The sequence below is a fragment of the Paenibacillus sp. 8b26 genome, from assembly GCF_050626875.1.
Classification (GTDB): domain Bacteria; phylum Bacillota; class Bacilli; order Paenibacillales; family Paenibacillaceae; genus Paenibacillus.
The window spans coordinates 1,913,552-1,932,180 of sequence record NZ_CP192445.1 but is presented as its reverse complement, the minus strand read 5'-3'; the positions used below and the strand labels follow the sequence as shown (position 1 = coordinate 1,932,180).

Genomic DNA, 18,629 nt, shown 5'->3' with positions numbered 1-18,629 from the left:
AGAAATAGCCAGCCGTGGTGCTTAACGCATCACGGCTATTTTTATGTTCAAGTGGAATAGTATGCACGGCGTTTCTTTATTCTGTAATAAATAACCAAAGAAATGATTGACAAACTGTTCTAACTGTATTATTAATAATAGTACAGTTAGAACAGTTGAAAGGATGCAGATGAATCTGATCAAGTCTTGAAAGGAGGAAGTCCATGTTCGAGCTGGATATCCGCAGTCGTAAGCCGATCTACGAACAGTTAATAGAGAAGGTAAAGGAAATGATCGTATACGGATCGCTTCAGCCGGATGAGCAATTGCCTTCTGTGCGGGTTTTATCCGCTCAGCTTACGGTGAATCCCAATACGATTCAGAAGGCGTATCGAGAGCTGGAACGCGAAGGATACATCTATTCCGTCCAAGGCAAGGGCAGCTTTGTCACCCCTGCCGAGCATCAGCCGCAGCAAATGAAGCGGGATGAGATTCGGGCGGCGCTGTTGAAGCAGATGATCGAAGCTGTCCATTTCGGTTTTACGCAGCAGGAAGTGGACGCCTTATACGTGGAAGCTACGCAATTGAAGGAAAGGGGGATGTCCCTTGATTGAATTAAGGGAAGTCACAAAAACATTTACAGAAGAAAAGGCTGTCGATCAGCTCGCCCTTACGGTGAAGAAAGGCTCTATTTTTGGACTTTTGGGCTCCAACGGAGCAGGTAAAACGACGCTGCTCAAAATCATCGCCGGGATTTACAGACCGGATACTGGCAAGGTGCTAATCGGTGGACAGCCGGTGTATGAGCAGCCAGAAGTCAAGCAGCGCATTCTGTTTATGCCGGATACCCCTTATTTTTTCCCGCAAGCGACGATTCGCCAGATGGCCCGGTTTTACCGTTCCATTTATCCGAGCTGGAGTGAGGAACGCTACATACAGCTTACCGACATTTTCAAGCTTGACCCGAAGCGTAAACTTCACCGTTTTTCCAAGGGGATGAAGCGTCAGGCCGCTTTTTTGCTTGCTTTGAGCTGCATGCCAGAGCTGCTGATTCTGGATGAGCCGATCGACGGACTGGACCCTGTGATGCGGCGGATGATCAAAAATTTGCTGTTCCAGGAAACCGCCGCACGTGAAATGACTGTCGTGATTTCATCCCATAATTTGCGTGAAATTGAAGACATGTGTGATCATGTCGGCATTATGCATCAGGGACGTATGCTATTGGAGAAAGAGGTTGACGACCTCAAGTCCGATACGCATAAGGTGCAGGTTGCCTTTCGTGACAGCACGCATGAGGAGGCCGTCTGCGGACAACTTTCGGTTGTACATAAGGAGCGCAGAGGCAGTGTTCTGCTGCTTATTATCCGGGGTGAACGAGAGCAGATTACAGAAACGATTCAGGCGTATGAGCCGCATGTATTCGATTTGCTGCCGTTGACGCTGGAGGAAATTTTCATTTATGAAATGGAGGACGCAGGTTATGACATCCAACCGATTCTTCTGTAGCGGCGGCGTGATTCGCCAAAGCCTGAGACAGCATGGCTGGATCGGTCTGTTGTACTTGGCGGGATTATTGTTTACAGTGCCGCTGCCGTTAATTATGAGCATCGGAGACGAACGGGTGCACGAGGTTTTGAGAAGCTTGTTCGATAGTGCAAACTCAGGTAATGATTTGCAAAATATGATTTTATTGACCGTACCGGTGATGGCCGGTGTGATGATGCTTCGTTTTATTCAGCGGCAGGGGCCATCTGATTTGTATCACAGTCTGCCATTACGCAGGGAACATCTGCTAACGGCACATTTGATCAGTGGTCTTATCCTCTTGCTCGTACCCGTGTGGCTCACGGCGGGAGTGACGGCTTGGGTTAACGCGACGAATGATCTGCCTTATATTTTCCACATGAATGATGTTGGATCATGGGCATTGGTCGTCTCGGTCATTAGCATTTTTCTTTTCGCCTTTACTGTGTTTGTAGGTATTTGCGTAGGGCAATCGCTGCTGCAAATTGCTGTAGTGTACGTTTTGATGGTGCTCCCCTTCTTTCTGTCATCCATGATTAGTCGCTTTCTGGGGCATCATTTGTACGGTTACTATCAGGTCAGTGGAACAATAGTTCGTTATAGTGATGGCATGGAGTTACGTAGTAACAATAATATTTGGCATTCTTTATCGCCGTTTATTCGCTTTACGGAATTGCTAAGAACTCCATTTTCATATATTGAACTGCTTGTTTATATTGGTGTTTCTCTGCTGTTTGTGATCTTGAGCTATGTGTTGTATCGCAAACGGCTGGTAGAGAAGGCAACGCAAGCAATGGCATTTACCTTCTTCCAGCCCTTATTCAAAGCAGGTGTGATGCTGTGCGCTATGCTGCTAGTAGGGGACTATTTTAATGGCGTAGGCGGACAAGGTAAAGACTGGTCTATCTTCGGCTATATACTTGGAGCTATTTTGGGCTATATCGCTGTGGAGATGGTGGTTCGCAAGACGTGGCAAATTGTACGTGTACGTGCTTTGCTGGAATTGGTCGCTTACACCGCAGTGTTAGGTCTGGCAATGTACATTCCGACTTCAAGTTGGGTAGGTTACGAAGATCGAATTCCAACTGCGCATTCCGTGGAGCAAGTTTATGCCGGACCAAGTTTGTATTTGGATGGGGGCATTACACGAAAAGATCTTTATTTTTCGCAAGATAAAGCTTATATCGCTTCTGTGCTGAATTTACAGCGTGAACTCGTGCGGGCCCATTCATCAGGACAGACGTCCATGACCAAAGATGAACCTCTTCAAATGATAGCCATTGCCTATCACCTTGACGATGGTTCAATTATGACCCGAAGCTATACATTTCCCGAGCAGCCTTTCCGGGCAGAGCTGGCAAAGGTCATGGTGTCTGAGCCGTACAAAAAAGTAGCGTACTCGTTGGATAAGCTATATGGTGCAGCCGAAACGATCAGCATTAAATCAGGGGATGATGAGGAACGGAGGGTGATACTGACCGATCCGAAAGAAATTCGCGAATTTGAAGCTGTGCTGAAAGAAGAAATTTTGGATATGAGCTATAGCGAAATGCAGTCTGGAAGTTATCAGCTGGGGAATATCGAGATTCTGAATAAAGCTTCCTCTATCTCCAAATATGAGCCGGAATGGGCTCGTAATGTTGCATTTAACTGGCGTTTATCCTTTCACAAACTGGAAGGTTGGCTGAATCAGAAGGGATATGCCGACAAGGTAATTGTCACCTCGAAGGATATACTTTCTGTGCGTGCTGTTCCAATTGTTTCTCAGGAGATGAAACCTTATCAATCTGGTCAGTATATCGAAGACGTCAATTTATTCAGAGATATACAGCAGAAGCATAAAGCAATCGTCATTGAAGATATGAAGCTCTGGAAAGCTATTTTGGAAAACCGCAGATCCTATAACTATACTCCGGATATGGAGAAAGGCACTTACCTGATACAGATCAAAATCAAACCTTTATATGGCTTAAATGCTCACACAGGCTATTATTTATTAACTCCAAAAGACATGACACCTGAGCTTGCGAAGGCTCTGCCAGCAGCTCCTTAAAACAACACAGAACGGCAGGCAAGGCCCCTCCTGATTTGGGCAGACGTAGAGGTATTGAGAGATAGAGCGTAGAACATAAAGAGAGCAGAGCTCGTTCGGTAAATAATGTCAGCCCAATTCAGGAAGGAGCAGCACGATATGAAATATACAGAAGATCGTGAGTTTATACAGTTGTTGGAGCACCATAAGCAGTCCTTTGCCGGATGGGATTTTTCATTCATCTCGGATACAGGACGCGTAGCGAGCGGGCCCTTGGACTGGTCTTATACCAGCAAGGCTATGACCCTCATCCATTCTTCCACGGCGATGCTGGATATGGGAACAGGCGGAGGCCTTATAGCGAGTATGCGGACTGGTCCCTTTCTCAAGCGATTACCGGTCTGAAAAGCAACGGCTTCGAAATCGTGGAGCAGCGGGAACAGTTTTCGATACAGCGGTTTTACGATATCGGAGCGCTTGTCTACTACTTAAAGGCGATTGAATGGCAGATTGCTGACTTTCAGCCAGAGAGATATATAGAACAGCTGTATGGTCTACATCTGGACATTCAACGTGATGGGTATTGGGATGTGAAGCAGCACCGTTTTTTGATCCAAGCAAGAGCGATATAGAATTGTTGAATTCAATACCAAGAAGGTCTTCCTCTAGGGAAGGCCTTTTTTAGCATACTTCTTTATGGTAAAAACAAAATCAAAAGCCATGCGGCGGTTGGCAGTGAAATACCGACGGCGATGGCAATATAGGGCAAGGGAGTTTTCAGGTAGCCTTTCAAGCTGTTTTTCCAATCCGCGGCCTTATGCTTTTTTTCATGATAAATCTCGATTTGTGTTGAAAAACGGTGAAGCAGCTTGAGAGTGTCCTCGGCCGGAATATGTTGTAAGGATTTCCAGAGGTCATCATGTGTTTTTCGGAGCAAGGCCATATCGGATGTGTTATCCCGGTGATCGGATAAGGACATTTTTACCATCTCCTCGTATACTAATCTTTACCATAATTGTACAATGAAAAAGCAGTGGCTTAAAGACTCATTTCATTTAAATGATATAGGGGGATGTACATGTCAGATCCAAAGGGAGTTATAACCGAGCCGGAAAAAGGCCCTTCCATGCGGTCAGCATGGTTTTGGTCGTGGTTGGGCGGTACATTTATGTTTGGATTGTTTTCAGTCATGTTTAATGTATTTTGGAGTATGGCTGTGGCATCTAATGTACAGCTTCTGTTGAGGCGTGAGGGTGTGACGGATACTGCGGTCATTGTGATGATGATTTTGTACGCCTGGATCGTCGGCCTGATTTTTGCAGCTTACGGTGCCTGGAGTGCGCGTATTTCCAGTCTCCGCAAGCTTCCGCTCATGCTGACCGGGCTGCTATCATTATTAAGCGGCCTGGGTTTATGGATTGTGGGGTTACAAGGCTCTGGCGGCCAACCGTCCGAGGTGGGCGGGAGTTCGTGGCAATTGTTTTCAATCTATCACGCGTGGGCGGAGCCTGTGCTGGAGGTATTGGAGCCGTACACACAGCATGGTGAAATCTGGTTTCTGCTGACTGCACTGCTGCCGATCGCCGGAATGGTAATAGGAGTTGGGGTGGACCGTTATCCGGCGGTGATAGGAAAGAACGGAAAGGTGGATCGTAGATGGCAATGGATCGTGGCCGCTATGTCTGCCGCACTCGTCATTGTGCTGACCATTACGCTGATGCTGCCTCATCGCCCGTTGATTGCAGAAGGGGATTTTCCAGTGGTCGATGGGGCTACAGCGGCGATTCCGTTCGCACAGGATATGCTGCATGAGCTGACCGGAATGAGCAAAGCACGTGCGGCGCACGAATTGAAATTCAACACAACGCATCTGGCGTATGTAAATCTGATCGACAAGAAAGCGGATCTCATTCTGGTGGCCGGACCATCCGACGGGGAGCTGCAACTTGCGAAAGATCGGGGAGTGAAATTGAAGCTGACTCCAATTGGGCGGGATGCGTTTATTTTCCTTGTTCACAGTGATAATCCGGTTCATAATCTGTCTTCACAGCAGATTCGTCGTATTTATGAAGGCTCCATTCATAATTGGAGTGAAGTGGGAGGCAAGGATCAGCCGATTGTAGCCTATCAGCGGGAAGAAAATTCGGGAAGTCAGACGTATATGCAAAAGAAAGTGATGGCAAACCATGAGATGGCCGAGCCGCCCCGGGAGCGCACAATTGGCATCATGGGTGGTATGATTAATGCAGTCGCTGATTTTAACAAGGATCACAATGCGCTCGGGTATTCGTTTTATTATTTTGCCAATGTGATGCATAAGCGGCAAGAGGTTAAATTCTTGTCCATTGACGGAGTGGTGCCGAACAAGGAACATATCCGTTCGCAACAGTATCCGTTTACCGCTCAATTGTTCGTGGTCACACGGGAAGGAGAGAGGTCCAGCCCTTCGGTTCAGCGATTGCTCCAGTGGCTGCAAAGCGAAGAAGGAAAACGGATCATTGAAAAAGACGGCTTTGTTCCTGTAAATCCCTAGACGAGGTTTTCCATACAGTCGATTTTGGGTTTCCATCCGTCAAGAGTGAAACGAAGACAGCAGGGTAATACATAGGATATACCTTGCTGCGGTTACATACCCGCGCAGCATTGTACTAACACAGTAAGGGGATGAACGAAAATGAAGAAAAAATTATCGGCATGGGCGCTTTTGCTCGCCGTATCCATCATGACAGCAGGTTGTGGAGCAGATACAACACAAGCAGGACAGACCGGACAGAAAGAGCAGAACGGACAAACCGTTCAGGATGGACAAAAGGGTTCTGCTTCCGCGCAACCGGGTGCTTCGGGAGCCGCTGTAAATACACCTGGACAGCAGACCGCTTCTGACGGGAAAAATGGCACAACTGGCGGTACAGGCGTTGCATCGGGGGCTGGTGGACAAGCATCCACAGATGCGAATGCGGCGAAGGTTCGCATGGACGATGTTACCGCGCTGCGCCTGATCGACGGCAAATCCGGATGGATCGGCGGGAAGGGATGGATTGCCCGGACAGACGCAGGCACATCCGGTTCAGCCGGAGCGGCATGGGATGTGCAATATCAGGGTCAAGGAACAGTGCAGCAAATTTTTGCCTTGAATGGGCAGCAGGCATGGGCCGTCATGGCAGACAGCGGCTCGCTACTGGCGACTCAGGATGGAGGTAAGCGCTGGGAAAGTATCGGGACAGTGCCGAAGCAAGGACAAGCGGGCTTTTTGCACTTTGTATCGTCCAAGGAAGGATTCGCCGGAAACCAATATACGAAGGACGGCGGTCAAACCTGGTCCGCGCTTCCCGTACCTGATCACACCGTTGGACAACCATACTATCATGATCAGCAAAACGGTTGGGCGGTAACGCAAAGCAAAGAGGGCTCGTTCGGTATCTTACACACAACGAATGGCGGCCAGAAGTGGACCACCGCTTTGTCCCGGAAAACCGAAGCCCCTCTGAACGGTGTAATCATTCGTTCGGTAGAACGCGGAAACGCATGGATTGAGCTGGTCGGGGATACGGGCATGAATCAGACCTCATATTCGCTCTGGCATACCGCCGATAGCGGCCAAAGCTGGCGTGCTGTGTTGGCCAATGCCACTGCTGGCGCAGGTCCGGCTCCCGGCATTAGCCAGCAAGACAATCAGGTTCCCAGGAATGAAGGGACGGCACCGGGTATGCTCTATGCAGTAAACAGCAGTACCGCGTTGATGGGCGGCTATTGCGCACCGTGCGACAAGCCTAATACCATTGGCTGGACGAATGATGGAGGCAAGACGTGGAACAACGGCAAGCAAAGCTTTGACGGCTATGGCAGCCAGCAAATCGGGATGGCCAATGCCAAGGAAGGCTGGGCTATTTTCTCCGATTCAGAGAAGGCTCCGGTAATGTATACCACCTCGGATGGTGGACAGCATTGGACGCAGAGTCATGTCTTTGACAAGCCTGCGGCATCAGGTTCCTGAGCAGATGAGTCCTTAGCAGATAAGTACTGAGCAGATATAGTAAGGAGGGAGAACACATGAGCCAACAGAAGAAAAGTGCAATCACATGGGATGACGGCCGTGAAGTGCCTCTGATCGGACAGGGTACATGGCATATGGGTGAAAAAGCTTCGCTTCGGCAAGAGGAAGTGCGCGCGCTTCAACTTGGCTTGGATCTGGGCATGACGTTGGTCGACACGGCTGAAATGTATGCTGAGGGCGGTGCAGAAGAGATCGTCGGGGAGGCCATTCGGGGCCGTCGGGACGAGGTGTATCTCGTCAGTAAGGCTTATCCTCATCATGCAGACCGCCAAGGACTGGCTCAAGCGTGCGAGGCGAGCCTGACCCGCATGGGAACAGAGTATATGGACGTGTATCTCTTGCATTGGCGGGGAAGTATCCCGCTGGAAGAGACGATACAAGGCATGGAAAAACTGCGGGAGCAGGGAAAAATCCGCAAATGGGGCGTGTCCAATCTGGACACATCCGGCATGGAGGAGCTTTGGAGCCTGACCGGAGGCGATGCCTGTGCGGTCAACCAAGTGCTGTATCATGCGGCTTCGCGGGGGATTGAATATGACTTGCTTCCCTGGAGCCGTGCACATGGCGTGCCCGTGATGGCGTATTGCCCGATTGCACAAGGCGGACGTCTGCGACGGGGACTGCTAGAGCATCCCGTGATGGTGGACATCGCTGCCAGCCACGGGGTAACGCCATCCCAGATTGCACTCGCATGGGTCATACGGGACGGTGATGTCTGGGCAATCCCGAAGGCGGTGCAGGAATCGCATGTACGGGAAAATGCAGCGGCAGCGAATATCCGGTTCACTCCTGAACAACGGCAACAAATAGATGAAGCTTTTCCGCCGCCTACGCGGAAGCAGCCGCTGGATATCGTTTGAGGGAGGGGCGTGCCATGGCAGAGAGAGAAAAAGGAACAGGAACCAAAGCAGAGCTGCATGAGGTAGATGATCATCTGGATTACGGATTATCTGTCGTATTTATTGGCTTCAATCCCAGCTTAAAATCAGGCGAAGTGGGGCATCATTATGCGAACCCGCGCAACCGCTTTTGGCGCATACTGGAGGGAGCGGGTTTGACCCCTCGCTTGTACGATCCATCGGAGGATGGGGAACTGCTCAAGCTTGGCTATGGTTTTACGAACATTGTTTCCCGGCCCACGAGGGGAGTGGAGGACATTGCCCGCGAGGAATACGCCGAAGGACGTCTGGAGCTACATGCCAAGCTAAAGGAATACCGACCCAAGGTAGCCTGCTTTGTAGGCAAAGGTGTATATACCGAATACAGTAAAAAATCCAAAGCAGATTGGGGATTCCAGCCCGAACCGCTGATCCCCGAGATGCATGAATTTGTAGCCCCTTCGTCCAGCGGACTGGTTCGCATGTCGCTGGACGAGATCACAGATATTTACCGCCGTCTCCAGACGTTTCTGACGGCAGAAATCGTCTGATATGCAGCGAGAACAATGGATTCAGCTAGAAGAAAAAGAACCACACAGTTCATGCCCTGAGGGGAAGAACGTGTGGTTCTTTGAACTACCGCAGACTCTATTTTAAGGCTTGTGCCTGCCACGCCTGATCTACCGGAACGTAAGGATATCCCAGATCACGGGCTACCGCCTCGTAGGTGATATGACCGTTCAGGACATTTGTGCCGCTACTTAGTGGCTGGCTTTTGCGAAGGGCTTCCTGCACGCCCTGATTCGCAAGCTGGAGGGCGAAGGGAAGCGTCGCATTTGTCAAAGCAAGCGTCGAAGTTTGCGGCACTGCGCCCGGCATGTTCGCTACGGCATAGTGAATGACGCCATGCTTCACATAGGTTGGCTGATCATGTGTCGTGATATGGTCTATCGTCTCGACAATACCTCCCTGGTCGATAGCGACATCCACAATCACAGAACCGGGCTGCATTGTCTGCACCATAGCCTCCGTTACGAGACGAGGGGCTTTGGCTCCAGTGATCAGGACAGCACCGATCAGCAAATCGCTCTGCGCTACGGCTTCGGCAATGTTGGACGGTGTGGACACCAGCGTATGGAGCTGATTGCCGAAAATATCGTCCAGCTGGCGCAGCCGATGCAGGCTCAGGTCGATCAGCGTCACGTCCGCGCCGAGGCCGATGGCGACCTTCGCAGCGTTCGTGCCGACGACCCCGCCGCCAATAATGGTCACTTTGCCGCGCTTGACTCCCGGCACGCCTGCCAGCAGAATGCCTTTACCGCCCTTCGGTTTTTCCAGCAGCTGTGCCCCGATTTGCACAGCCATTCGACCTGCGACCTCGCTCATCGGGGTAAGCAACGGAAGGCTTTCCCCGACATCTATGGTTTCATAAGAGATGGCAGTTACGCCGTTGTCCATCAGCGCCCGTGCCAGTGCCGGCTCAGCAGCCAGATGGAGATAGGTGAACAAAATCAATCCTTGCCGAAAATATCCGTATTCTGCGGATAGCGGCTCCTTCACCTTGATAATCAGATCCGCCTGAGACCACACATCCGCTGCATGCTGCACAATCGTTGCACCCGCCGTGGCATAATCTCCATCCGTGAAGCCACTTTCAACCCCTGCATGACTTTCCACAAATACGTGATGTCCGTGCTGGATCATCTGAGCTGCACCGGCAGGGGTCAAGGAGACGCGATTTTCATTGTTTTTAATCTCTTTCGGAACTCCAATTTTCATTTTGTTCACCTCTCCTAAAAATAATTGTTATCCACCGGCAAATAATTATTCTTTAGGGCAGCTACGCTGCAATGTTTCTGTGTTGCAATGTTGCTGCACCAAACGGATTCAAAAATTGCATTATCATTTTTGTTCAGCCTGCCAATTAGTTAAATGGACTCAAGCCGACAAATGCAATTCATGTTAGATTAGGTACAGTTTACAAGTGGAAAAGCTCCTTGACATCATACATTTTGTCGGATTATCTGACTTCAAGGCTCGACTTTTTGATGAATAGGTGTCATATAAAATGACATAAAGACATATACATAAGGAGAATTCCGATGAACGGTAAAAAAACCTTTACCATTGCGGATGTACTGGAACGTCCGGTATTCCGGCGGGCCAAGCTGGCAGCCGGGGAGCAGGGCACGAGTCACCGGGTCGGCTGGGTCCATGTGCTGGAAATCACAAATGTAACCCCCTTTGTAAGTCGTCATGACCTGATTTTGACAACTGGCCTGTGGCTGACCCGGGAAGGGGAGGAACGCGCTGAGTATATGGAGCAGTTGATCCGTTCCGAAGCCGCAGGACTGTGCGTGGAGCTGGGTACGAGCATCCATGAGATTCCGCCGGAAATTCTGGAGTTGGCGGAACGGCATCATTTTCCAGTCATCGTATTTGAACAGCCGGTACGTTTTGTTGAAATCACGCAAGATATTCATTCCCTGCTTATTAACCGCCACCACGAACTGTTGAAAGATCTGGAGCGCTTCTCGCGCCAGCTTCAGCAGGAGACGTTGCGCAGCACGGATATGAGTGCCCTTTTACGGGTACTTCATGATTATGCCGCCCGGCAGGTCATCTACATGTCTTCCATTGATACCAATCGGTTCGTGCCTTCCATCCAGCCTGATGTGGCTGACCGCATTGCGAATTTCTATGCCAATGAGGTGGAATCCAGCATGACACCTGACCGGGAAGGTCACTTGCTGTTTCATCTCAATGAATCCACCGCCGTCTTGTTTCAGCCGGTTGTCTGCTTCGGGCAGGTGTTTTCCGCTGTAGGTCTGGTGCTGCATGGCGAAACGCCGACGGAAGAACTGTCGCTGCTGCTTGACTACACAGCCAAGGCAGCCGCTACGCTGGTGCTGAGAACTCAGTTCCTCGAAGACCGGTTGTTACGCAACCAGAATGAACTGATTCAGGATGTGCTGAACGGACAGCTTCCCAGCGAGGAGCAGGCTCAGACCCGGATGGGGCTACGTCTGCTGTCCAAGAGTCAGTATTTATTTTGGGCCGGGGTTATTGAGGTGGAGCATCAGGATAAGGAAGCCAGTCAGGTGCGCAAGGAATCCATTAACCAGGATATATTGGTATTGCTCCGTTCTTTGCTGAAAAAGGAGACGCTGCACAATCTGCTCATGATGAAGGGGAACCAGTGCTACATTCTTTGCGCCAAGGAGGAATTGACCCTGCGTTCCGCGGCCCAAATGAGGAAAGTGCTTGCCCATACCGTGCAATATATCCAGAACTATGCCGCTGGGCAGCTTGACAAGGTGCGCATTCATGCAGGTTTCGGCAAAGTGAGGTACCGGATGACCGGAGCAGGCCGTAGTTTTGAAGAGGCTTATCAGGTTATTGAAGTGGCGCGAAGCGTTCCGGCCATGAGAGATCTACTTTTTTACGACAGTATCGGAATCTATCAGTTGTTGAAAGCCGTGCCCCGCACTCCTTTTTTACAAGAGTTTGTACAGGATCATTTGGGCGGGCTGATTGCGCATGACCGTGAGCACCATATGCAGCTTCTGGATACGCTGGATGCTTATTTTCGATGCTATGGCTCCAAGCGCGATACTGCCGGAATCCTGTACATTCACAGGCAAACTCTCTACAATCGACTGGACAAAATTAATGAGATCATTGGAGAAAATCTGGCAGACCCGGATAAACGTCGTTGTCTGGAGATGGCATTGTTGGCTCACCGGATGCTACAGGCGGAAAAATGATCCTAAATGACTACTTCTATTTTCCATTCTAGTCATTTACAATGCGTGCTAACACTGAGATAATAGAAGAGATATCGGTAATATCTTGAAAGGGGATTAATTATGAATATAAAAAAATGGATTGCCGTCCCTCTTATCCTGCTAATGGTAGCTTTGACAGGTTGCCAGGCAGTAGGCGGATTTGATGTAAGTAAAAACCTTTTGGGCACACTTGATGTGAAATCCCAGCAGTCAACGGAGAAGATATCTCTTAAATTGACTCCAAAAGAAGGCATTACGCAAGGAGATCAGGAAATTGTTGATTTAATCAATTCCATTTCCGTAACAGTGGATGAAGCCAAGGTACAATCGGAGGAACTCGCTTCCGCCAAGGGTACATTGCACATCGACAAGTATAATTTGCCGTTTGAACTTGCTTTGGACCGCCAAGGTATGGCTATTCAACTGGAAGGTGCCAAAAAACCTTATTACATATCTTTGAACTCGCAGGAGAGCTTGAGCGGTCTGCCTGCCGGATTTGATCCTTATGTATACTCCAAAGATGTAAGAGATCTGACGAAAACAGCCGCAGCACTTGTACTCAAGCATGCTCCTAACCCTTCAACCATCTCTGCAACGTCTGTAACCGAGGAAGTATATGGTGAGAAGGATAAAGTGAAGCTGACCCGCTTGCATGTGGAGCTTCGTGGGGATGAGCTGGTCACATTGGTAAAACCATTCCTGACCAATCTGGCCAAGGACGAGGCGGGCTTGAAAGAACTGATCAGCCAAGTGATTGATTTTACTAAAAATATCGCTTCCAGCATAAATGTTGAAGGTGCTGATCAAGTCACAAGCGAACTGAACACGAACAAGGAAAAACTGGTCAATGAGGCTTATACCGAGGTTAAAAAGTATTTGGATCTGGCCGTAGCTCAATATGATGTAGGGGTAAGCACGTTATATGCACAATCTCCTGAAATCAAAACGGTTCTGAGTTCCAACACGGTGCTGAAAACCGATACGTATTTTGATGAAAAAGGAAATGTCCGCAAATCACTGTCAGACCTGACGGTTGCTTTGCCAGAAGTAGATAGTCTTCCAGTGAAGTCCTTCTCGATTGTTACGGAAGCTCAATCCTGGAATGTGAATGGTAGTGTAACAGCCGACAAGGTAGACATCTCCAATGGTGTTATCGACCTGAATAAGCAAGCTGAATTAACACCGGGAGCGACACTTCGCAATTTTGATGTGAATTCTCCGATCTACAATATTTTAAAGAATGATTTGGAAATTACAAAAGTAGAAACCACTTTTGATCCGAAAGACGATTACTACGTTTTGGAGAATCGTGGAGGTACCGCCTTCATTCCACTGCGTGAGTTGACGTACGAACTCGGTTCCGAATTAAAATGGGATGCAACTGCCAAACAAATTACAGTTGTGGATGATATTACAAGTAAGACCCTGAAGCTGAAAAGCGGCTCCAAACAGGTTGTACTGGAAGGAAACACATTAACGCTGCCACAAGCTCCATATACAGATGAATATGGTACGCTGTATGTTCCTTTCAAATCGGTTGCCGAAGCACTGGGTGCTACAGTAACCCGTAACAGTAATGGTGAGTATGTATTGAAACGCGACTAAAAAGAAATTCCACATATCTGTCTCCAGCCAGCACTGCTGGTGCATGGAATATGCAGGTATAGACACAGGAACCGACCCGTTCAAGGGCCGGTTCTTTTTTTATGAATCCAATCTATCTTAAAATAATCACAGAAACGATTTAAATAAGCGATTACAGATTAAAATAGTACCCTATTTTTGCACAGGGAAAATTGAGATAATGATATTGTTGTTGCGCCATTTATATATTTGCGGTCAGGTGCCACGGTGGAAATTACCTACAATAGGGGGATATAACGATGAAAGATATGGAACTATTGAATTCTAGTGAGGGGCAAATTGTACTTGCTCGAATGTACGGTCAACAGCAGGTTGTGGAGCAAACGACGCGATATCAATCACTTCTACAGGCGTACCGGGAGCACTTCGGCGTCGGGGATATTGAATGGTTTAGTGCTCCGGGAAGATGTGAAATTGGAGGGAATCATACAGACCACAATCACGGGAAGGTGCTGGCAGGTAGTATTACACTGGATACCATCGCTGTAGCTGCTAAAGTGGAGGAGCCTGTAATTACGTTCTTTTCCGAAGGCTACAAAACGAAATACGTCATTGATTTAAACGACTTGTCACCACGACCGGAGGATGACGGTACGACGCTTCTGGTCCGCGGTATTGCGGCTGGCTTGCTCGAATTCGGCTATCGCATCGGAGGATTCCGGGCTTATATATCAAGCAATGTGTTCTCTGCTTCAGGATTAAGCTCTTCTGCTTCATTTGAAATGTTGATTTGTACGATAATCAGTCATTTTTATAACGAGGGAGCGTTGGATGCTGTCGCCAAATCCAAAATCGGCCAGTACGCCGAAAATAACTACTGGAACAAGCCTTCGGGTCTGCTTGACCAAATGGCTTGCGCATATGGAGGATTGGTTGCCATTGATTTTGTAAACCCCAAGGAACCGATCATAAATCCAGTTCACTGGGATTTTCAAAAAAACGGATATTCCCTGGTTATCGTCAATACAGGCGGAGACCATGCTGATTTAACGGACGATTACGCGGCGGTGCCCAACGAAATGCGTGCAGTGGCTCAGTCCTTAGGTGCTTCTGTTTGCCGTGACTTATCGCCGGAGGATCTGTATGCCAACCTCAAAATGGTCAGGGAAAAAGCAGGAGACCGTGCAGTACTGCGGGCGTTGCATTTTTTTGAAGAAAATAGGCGTGTGGATGAACAGGTGAAGTCGCTGGAGGAGGGACATTTTTCTGATTTCTTGAGGCTCGTCACCGAATCCGGTAATTCTTCATGGAAATGGCTTCAAAACGTATATAGAAGCGGGGTTGACCGGGAACAGGACGTATCGGTTGCGCTTGCATTAACGGAAATGTATTTGAAATCAATAGATGACAGCGCATGCAGGGTACATGGTGGTGGCTTTGCTGGAGTCATCTTGACGATTCTTCCCAATGATCACGTGGATGATTATAAGACGTGGATCAGCGGAATGCTGGGAACTCCGGTACTCGTTGTCAACGTCCGTGAGCAGGGTGCTGTTAATGTAAGTGATTTGATTCATGCGGCAAAGAAGGATTGAAAATGAGGCCAGAGTTGGACGGATCTCAGGAGTCATTGCGAATGGACTATACTAGACAGTTGAAGGCTTTAACCTATGGGTTAAAGTCTTCGTTCTTTTTGGACGATGCAGTCCTGGCTTGCGGTATAATAGAGCATGGAAATTCTAACGAAGGAGGGCCTATTCATGGCTATGTACCCGTCCTGGTCCTATTCGCAATCGAGGGCCCAAACGTTCGATGAATGCCTGCGCAAATACTATTACCACTATTACGGCTCGCATAACGGCTGGAACCCTGCACAGGGCAGTGAAGAGCAGGTTACGTTGTATCGGCTCAAGCAGCTAAGCAACTTATATATTTTATTTGGGAATATTACGCATCAAATATGTGAATCAGTCATACGTGGTTGGGTGGAAAAAGGGGCTATCCCGCGCACAGCATACCTCGAGACAGCGATGAAGAACATGTTGAATGACAGCTACAAGGAATCGCTACACCGTGAACTATGGCTACAAGATCCGAAAAATCGCATCATGCTCGCTGAAATTTATTATGATGACGAAGTGCTGCCGGAACGAATTGCCCGGATTAAAGAGCGACAGCATGCGGTGGTACACAATCTGTACCGGACTGCGGTTTGGCGTGAATTGCTGCAGGGTGAGGCCCGAATCGTCGAGGTGGAAAAGTGGGATACAATGCTGCTTCATGAGACGAAGGTATATGTCAAAATGGATTTACTCTACCGCAGAGATAATGGAGACATGGTTATCGTAGATTGGAAGACAGGCAAGGAAGGCGACTTCTCCGACCAGTTATTTTTGTATGCTTCCTATGTGCAGGAGCATTACCAGCTTCCCTTGGAGAAGATCGAGGTACGTGTGGAATATTTGATGACTGGAGAGCATGAAGTGTACCATCCTGCACAGGAGGATATCGACAAGGTGGTTGGCAATGTCGGGCGATACATCGAGGAAATGAAGTCCTGTCTCGATGACGATTATTATAATCGGCCGAAACCCGAGTCTTTTTTCACTCCGATGCCTTCGCACAGAGCGTGCAGCGGCTGCAATTTTCGGGAAGTGTGCAAGTACCGCGCGGTATAATATGGGCATTTTTGGGATTCACCTTTTGAGTAGTAATAGGAGGGAATAGTCTTTGAAAGAGAATTAGGGCAATAATCTCTTATTTTATATCTTCCATATTTCCCCTCTTAGTACTATGATTTGTTTAGAGAGAATAGAGGAGGGGTTCCGTGACAGATATTAATCCGGCTGAACCAAGCGAATTACAATTGGATGATTTCTATTTTGAAACAAAATTCATAAATGTTTTAGACTAAGGGATCAGATACTCATCATAGATATATTAAAGATTCTTATGGAGTAGAGCGAATACTCTATAATGGGTACCCTCCGAGAACTAAACATGAAATATTTAGTGGCTTAAAATGTGTTGAAAATAGAGGATTAGTAATTGATGAATTGATTTATAACCTTCCATTTACTGTTTCAAAACGCGGTAGACCAGCTGAAACAGCATTTACAGATCGCGATCCTGACAGAAGGGCTATCTATTTAGTTCCTGATCACACAGCCACAAGGATAATGAAAGATTCTTCTTACCACTTGGATGGGATACATATGTTGCAATCAATGAAGAGTATCTCAAAAGAATTGGCAGAAAGATGGGAAAGTGAAATATCTAAACTAAATACCGGAGAACGAGTTGCAGCAAGTATAATACATGAGTACGGCCATATTCTAACATTTCGTGCTTGGGGTAATATGGGCATTAAAAACACCTTGGATGTTTATGATTGGCTTGATGAATATGGCTACCTTGACAATTTCTCCAAAAGAATTGTATCCTTTAATGAAGGGGATGCTCCTTGGCAAATTAATGTTGCTATAGAGCAACTTGCTGAAGATTTTAGGTTGGCCTTGGATGTAAAGAATCAGAATGGTGCCTGTTGTTTACCACATATTATTACGTACCAACAGGACTTATTGAATCCTGAAGGATACTTGGAAGGAGTTGATATCATGAAAAACTTGTTACAGTTTGATGGGAAGTTGAAAAAAGGGAGAGTAAGTGGTGCTCTTGATAGTATCATACCTTTTGGAGAGGCGAATCGTTCATCATTACCGACAAATTTTATTCATGGGGAAATCACTCCGTTAACTCAAGAAGATAAAGATCGCGCTAGGGAAAAGCTTAAACAATTTGAGGTAGACTTCTAATAAGTAGCCCCGTCATTTTGACGGGGCTACTGTTTTATGTGGAGTAGATACATTTTAATTTTACATAGCATACTTGTTTTTATTACTCATTTAAACGTGATGAATCATTACTCAGATCACATGGCAAATCTACAATTCTCTCAAGTTTTGAAACCGCTTTCTAATCTGAGAAATACAAGGTATAATAAGGATATTATTGGAAAAGGTTAAGGAGGGAATGTGGAATATGATTAGCAGCACTAACACAGGACGCACACGTATTCTTTTTCAGGGGGATTCCATAACAGATGGAGGAAGAGGACGGAATGAGGACGCGAACCATTGGCTGGGTCAGAGCTATGTGTATCTGATCGCAGGTGCATTGGGGAGCCGTTTGACTGCTACGCAACCAGAATTTGTGAACCGGGGGATTTCGGGGGATCGGGCTTCGGATTTGTATGCACGCTGGAATGAGGACACGTTTAGCCTGAAGCCGGACCTGCTCAGTATTCTGATTGGAGTGAACGATGCCTGGCGGATTGTGGAGCAGGAGCCGTCCGGGGTGACGGACCGATTTGAACGAGCCTATCGCCACATTTTGGCGGAAACGCGTGAAGTGCTGCCTGATACCGGGCTAGTGCTGTGTGAGCCGTTTATTTTGAAAACAGGAGCTACCGAGGCACGATGGGACATTTGGCAGGAAAAAATAACGGGCTATCAGCAGCTTACGCGTCAGCTTGCGGACGAATTTGGGGCCGTATTTGTGCCGCTCCAAAGCCTGCTGAATGAGGCTGCTACCAAGGCGGATGCCTCCTATTGGCTGCATGACGGGGTTCATCCGACAGCGGTTGGGCACCAGTTGATAGCGGATCAATGGATAGATATCGTGCAAAAGAGTCCGCTGGCGATTCGCTAACTTGGTCAACCATAGTCTACTCCTTGTCATTTTTGGGTAATACACGATTATGGACATAATGACTTATAGGATCTGTC

The 18,629-nt window shown here is 48.0% G+C and carries 15 protein-coding genes and 1 pseudogene; 14 read left to right on the top strand and 2 right to left on the bottom strand.

Annotated features, from left to right (window positions below; all coding sequences use genetic code 11):
• Nucleotides 1-203 precede the first annotated feature (203 nt).
• The 4 genes and pseudogenes from ACQ4MX_RS08745 (at nt 204) to ACQ4MX_RS08730 (ending at nt 4,170) form a co-directional block, all read left to right on the top strand.
• Nucleotides 204-593, top strand: coding sequence for a GntR family transcriptional regulator (locus tag ACQ4MX_RS08745; protein ID WP_103049011.1), 390 nt, complete (start codon nt 204-206; stop codon nt 591-593).
• A complete protein-coding gene (locus ACQ4MX_RS08740) occupies nt 586-1,488 on the top strand; it encodes an ABC transporter ATP-binding protein (RefSeq protein WP_431090153.1) in 903 nt (300 codons plus the stop codon). Before ACQ4MX_RS08745 ends, ACQ4MX_RS08740 begins: the two co-directional genes overlap by 8 nt.
• Nucleotides 1,463-3,559 (top strand): multidrug ABC transporter permease, encoded by a 2,097-nt coding sequence (locus ACQ4MX_RS08735; protein WP_431090152.1) that lies wholly within the window; start codon nt 1,463-1,465, stop codon nt 3,557-3,559. Before ACQ4MX_RS08740 ends, ACQ4MX_RS08735 begins: the two co-directional genes overlap by 26 nt.
• A 138-nt stretch (nt 3,560-3,697) precedes the next feature.
• A pseudogene (locus ACQ4MX_RS08730) lies at nt 3,698-4,170 on the top strand (hypothetical protein).
• 62 nt (nt 4,171-4,232) lie between these two features.
• Here the strand turns inward: ACQ4MX_RS08730 and ACQ4MX_RS08725 are convergent.
• Nucleotides 4,233-4,517: a hypothetical protein gene (locus ACQ4MX_RS08725; RefSeq protein WP_431090151.1), complete on the bottom strand. Its 285-nt coding sequence runs from the start codon at nt 4,515-4,517 to the stop codon at nt 4,233-4,235.
• Nucleotides 4,518-4,616: 99 nt separating this feature from the next.
• Between ACQ4MX_RS08725 and ACQ4MX_RS08720 the strand changes: the two genes are divergently transcribed.
• The 4 genes from ACQ4MX_RS08720 (at nt 4,617) to ACQ4MX_RS08705 (ending at nt 9,021) form a co-directional block, all read left to right on the top strand.
• Nucleotides 4,617-6,071, top strand: a complete 1,455-nt coding sequence (locus ACQ4MX_RS08720) for a PstS family phosphate ABC transporter substrate-binding protein (protein WP_431090150.1) — start codon at nt 4,617-4,619, stop codon at nt 6,069-6,071.
• Between the two features lie 141 nt (nt 6,072-6,212).
• Nucleotides 6,213-7,532, top strand: coding sequence for a hypothetical protein (locus tag ACQ4MX_RS08715; protein WP_431090149.1), 1,320 nt, complete (start codon nt 6,213-6,215; stop codon nt 7,530-7,532).
• A gap of 56 nt (nt 7,533-7,588) precedes the next feature.
• Nucleotides 7,589-8,452 (top strand): aldo/keto reductase, encoded by an 864-nt coding sequence (locus ACQ4MX_RS08710; protein WP_431090148.1) that lies wholly within the window; start codon nt 7,589-7,591, stop codon nt 8,450-8,452.
• Nucleotides 8,453-8,466: 14 nt separating this feature from the next.
• Nucleotides 8,467-9,021 (top strand): mismatch-specific DNA-glycosylase, encoded by a 555-nt coding sequence (locus tag ACQ4MX_RS08705; RefSeq protein WP_431090147.1) that lies wholly within the window; start codon nt 8,467-8,469, stop codon nt 9,019-9,021.
• 97 nt (nt 9,022-9,118) lie between these two features.
• Here the strand turns inward: ACQ4MX_RS08705 and ald are convergent, their stop codons facing one another.
• A complete protein-coding gene (gene ald, locus ACQ4MX_RS08700; RefSeq protein ID WP_431090146.1) occupies nt 9,119-10,249 on the bottom strand; it encodes an alanine dehydrogenase in 1,131 nt (376 codons plus the stop codon).
• Between the two features lie 323 nt (nt 10,250-10,572).
• On the opposite strand from ald, the gene ACQ4MX_RS08695 reads away from it, so the two are divergent.
• From ACQ4MX_RS08695 to ACQ4MX_RS08670, 6 genes are all read left to right on the top strand, one after another.
• The gene (locus ACQ4MX_RS08695; protein ID WP_431090144.1) at nt 10,573-12,237 is read left to right on the top strand and encodes a PucR family transcriptional regulator; all 1,665 of its coding nucleotides are present in this window, start codon (nt 10,573-10,575) and stop codon (nt 12,235-12,237) included.
• A gap of 102 nt (nt 12,238-12,339) precedes the next feature.
• Complete coding sequence (locus tag ACQ4MX_RS08690; protein ID WP_431090143.1) at nt 12,340-13,863, top strand: copper amine oxidase N-terminal domain-containing protein; 1,524 nt, start codon at nt 12,340-12,342, stop codon at nt 13,861-13,863.
• A 278-nt stretch (nt 13,864-14,141) separates the two neighbouring features.
• Nucleotides 14,142-15,437, top strand: coding sequence for a galactokinase (locus ACQ4MX_RS08685; protein ID WP_431090142.1), 1,296 nt, complete (start codon nt 14,142-14,144; stop codon nt 15,435-15,437).
• A gap of 165 nt (nt 15,438-15,602) precedes the next feature.
• Nucleotides 15,603-16,520: a PD-(D/E)XK nuclease family protein gene (locus ACQ4MX_RS08680; protein WP_431090141.1), complete on the top strand. Its 918-nt coding sequence runs from the start codon at nt 15,603-15,605 to the stop codon at nt 16,518-16,520.
• 537 nt (nt 16,521-17,057) lie between these two features.
• Complete coding sequence (locus ACQ4MX_RS08675) at nt 17,058-17,657, top strand: hypothetical protein (protein WP_431090140.1); 600 nt, start codon at nt 17,058-17,060, stop codon at nt 17,655-17,657.
• A 226-nt stretch (nt 17,658-17,883) separates the two neighbouring features.
• A complete protein-coding gene (locus ACQ4MX_RS08670; RefSeq protein ID WP_431090138.1) occupies nt 17,884-18,552 on the top strand; it encodes an SGNH/GDSL hydrolase family protein in 669 nt (222 codons plus the stop codon).
• Nucleotides 18,553-18,629: the final 77 nt, after the last annotated feature.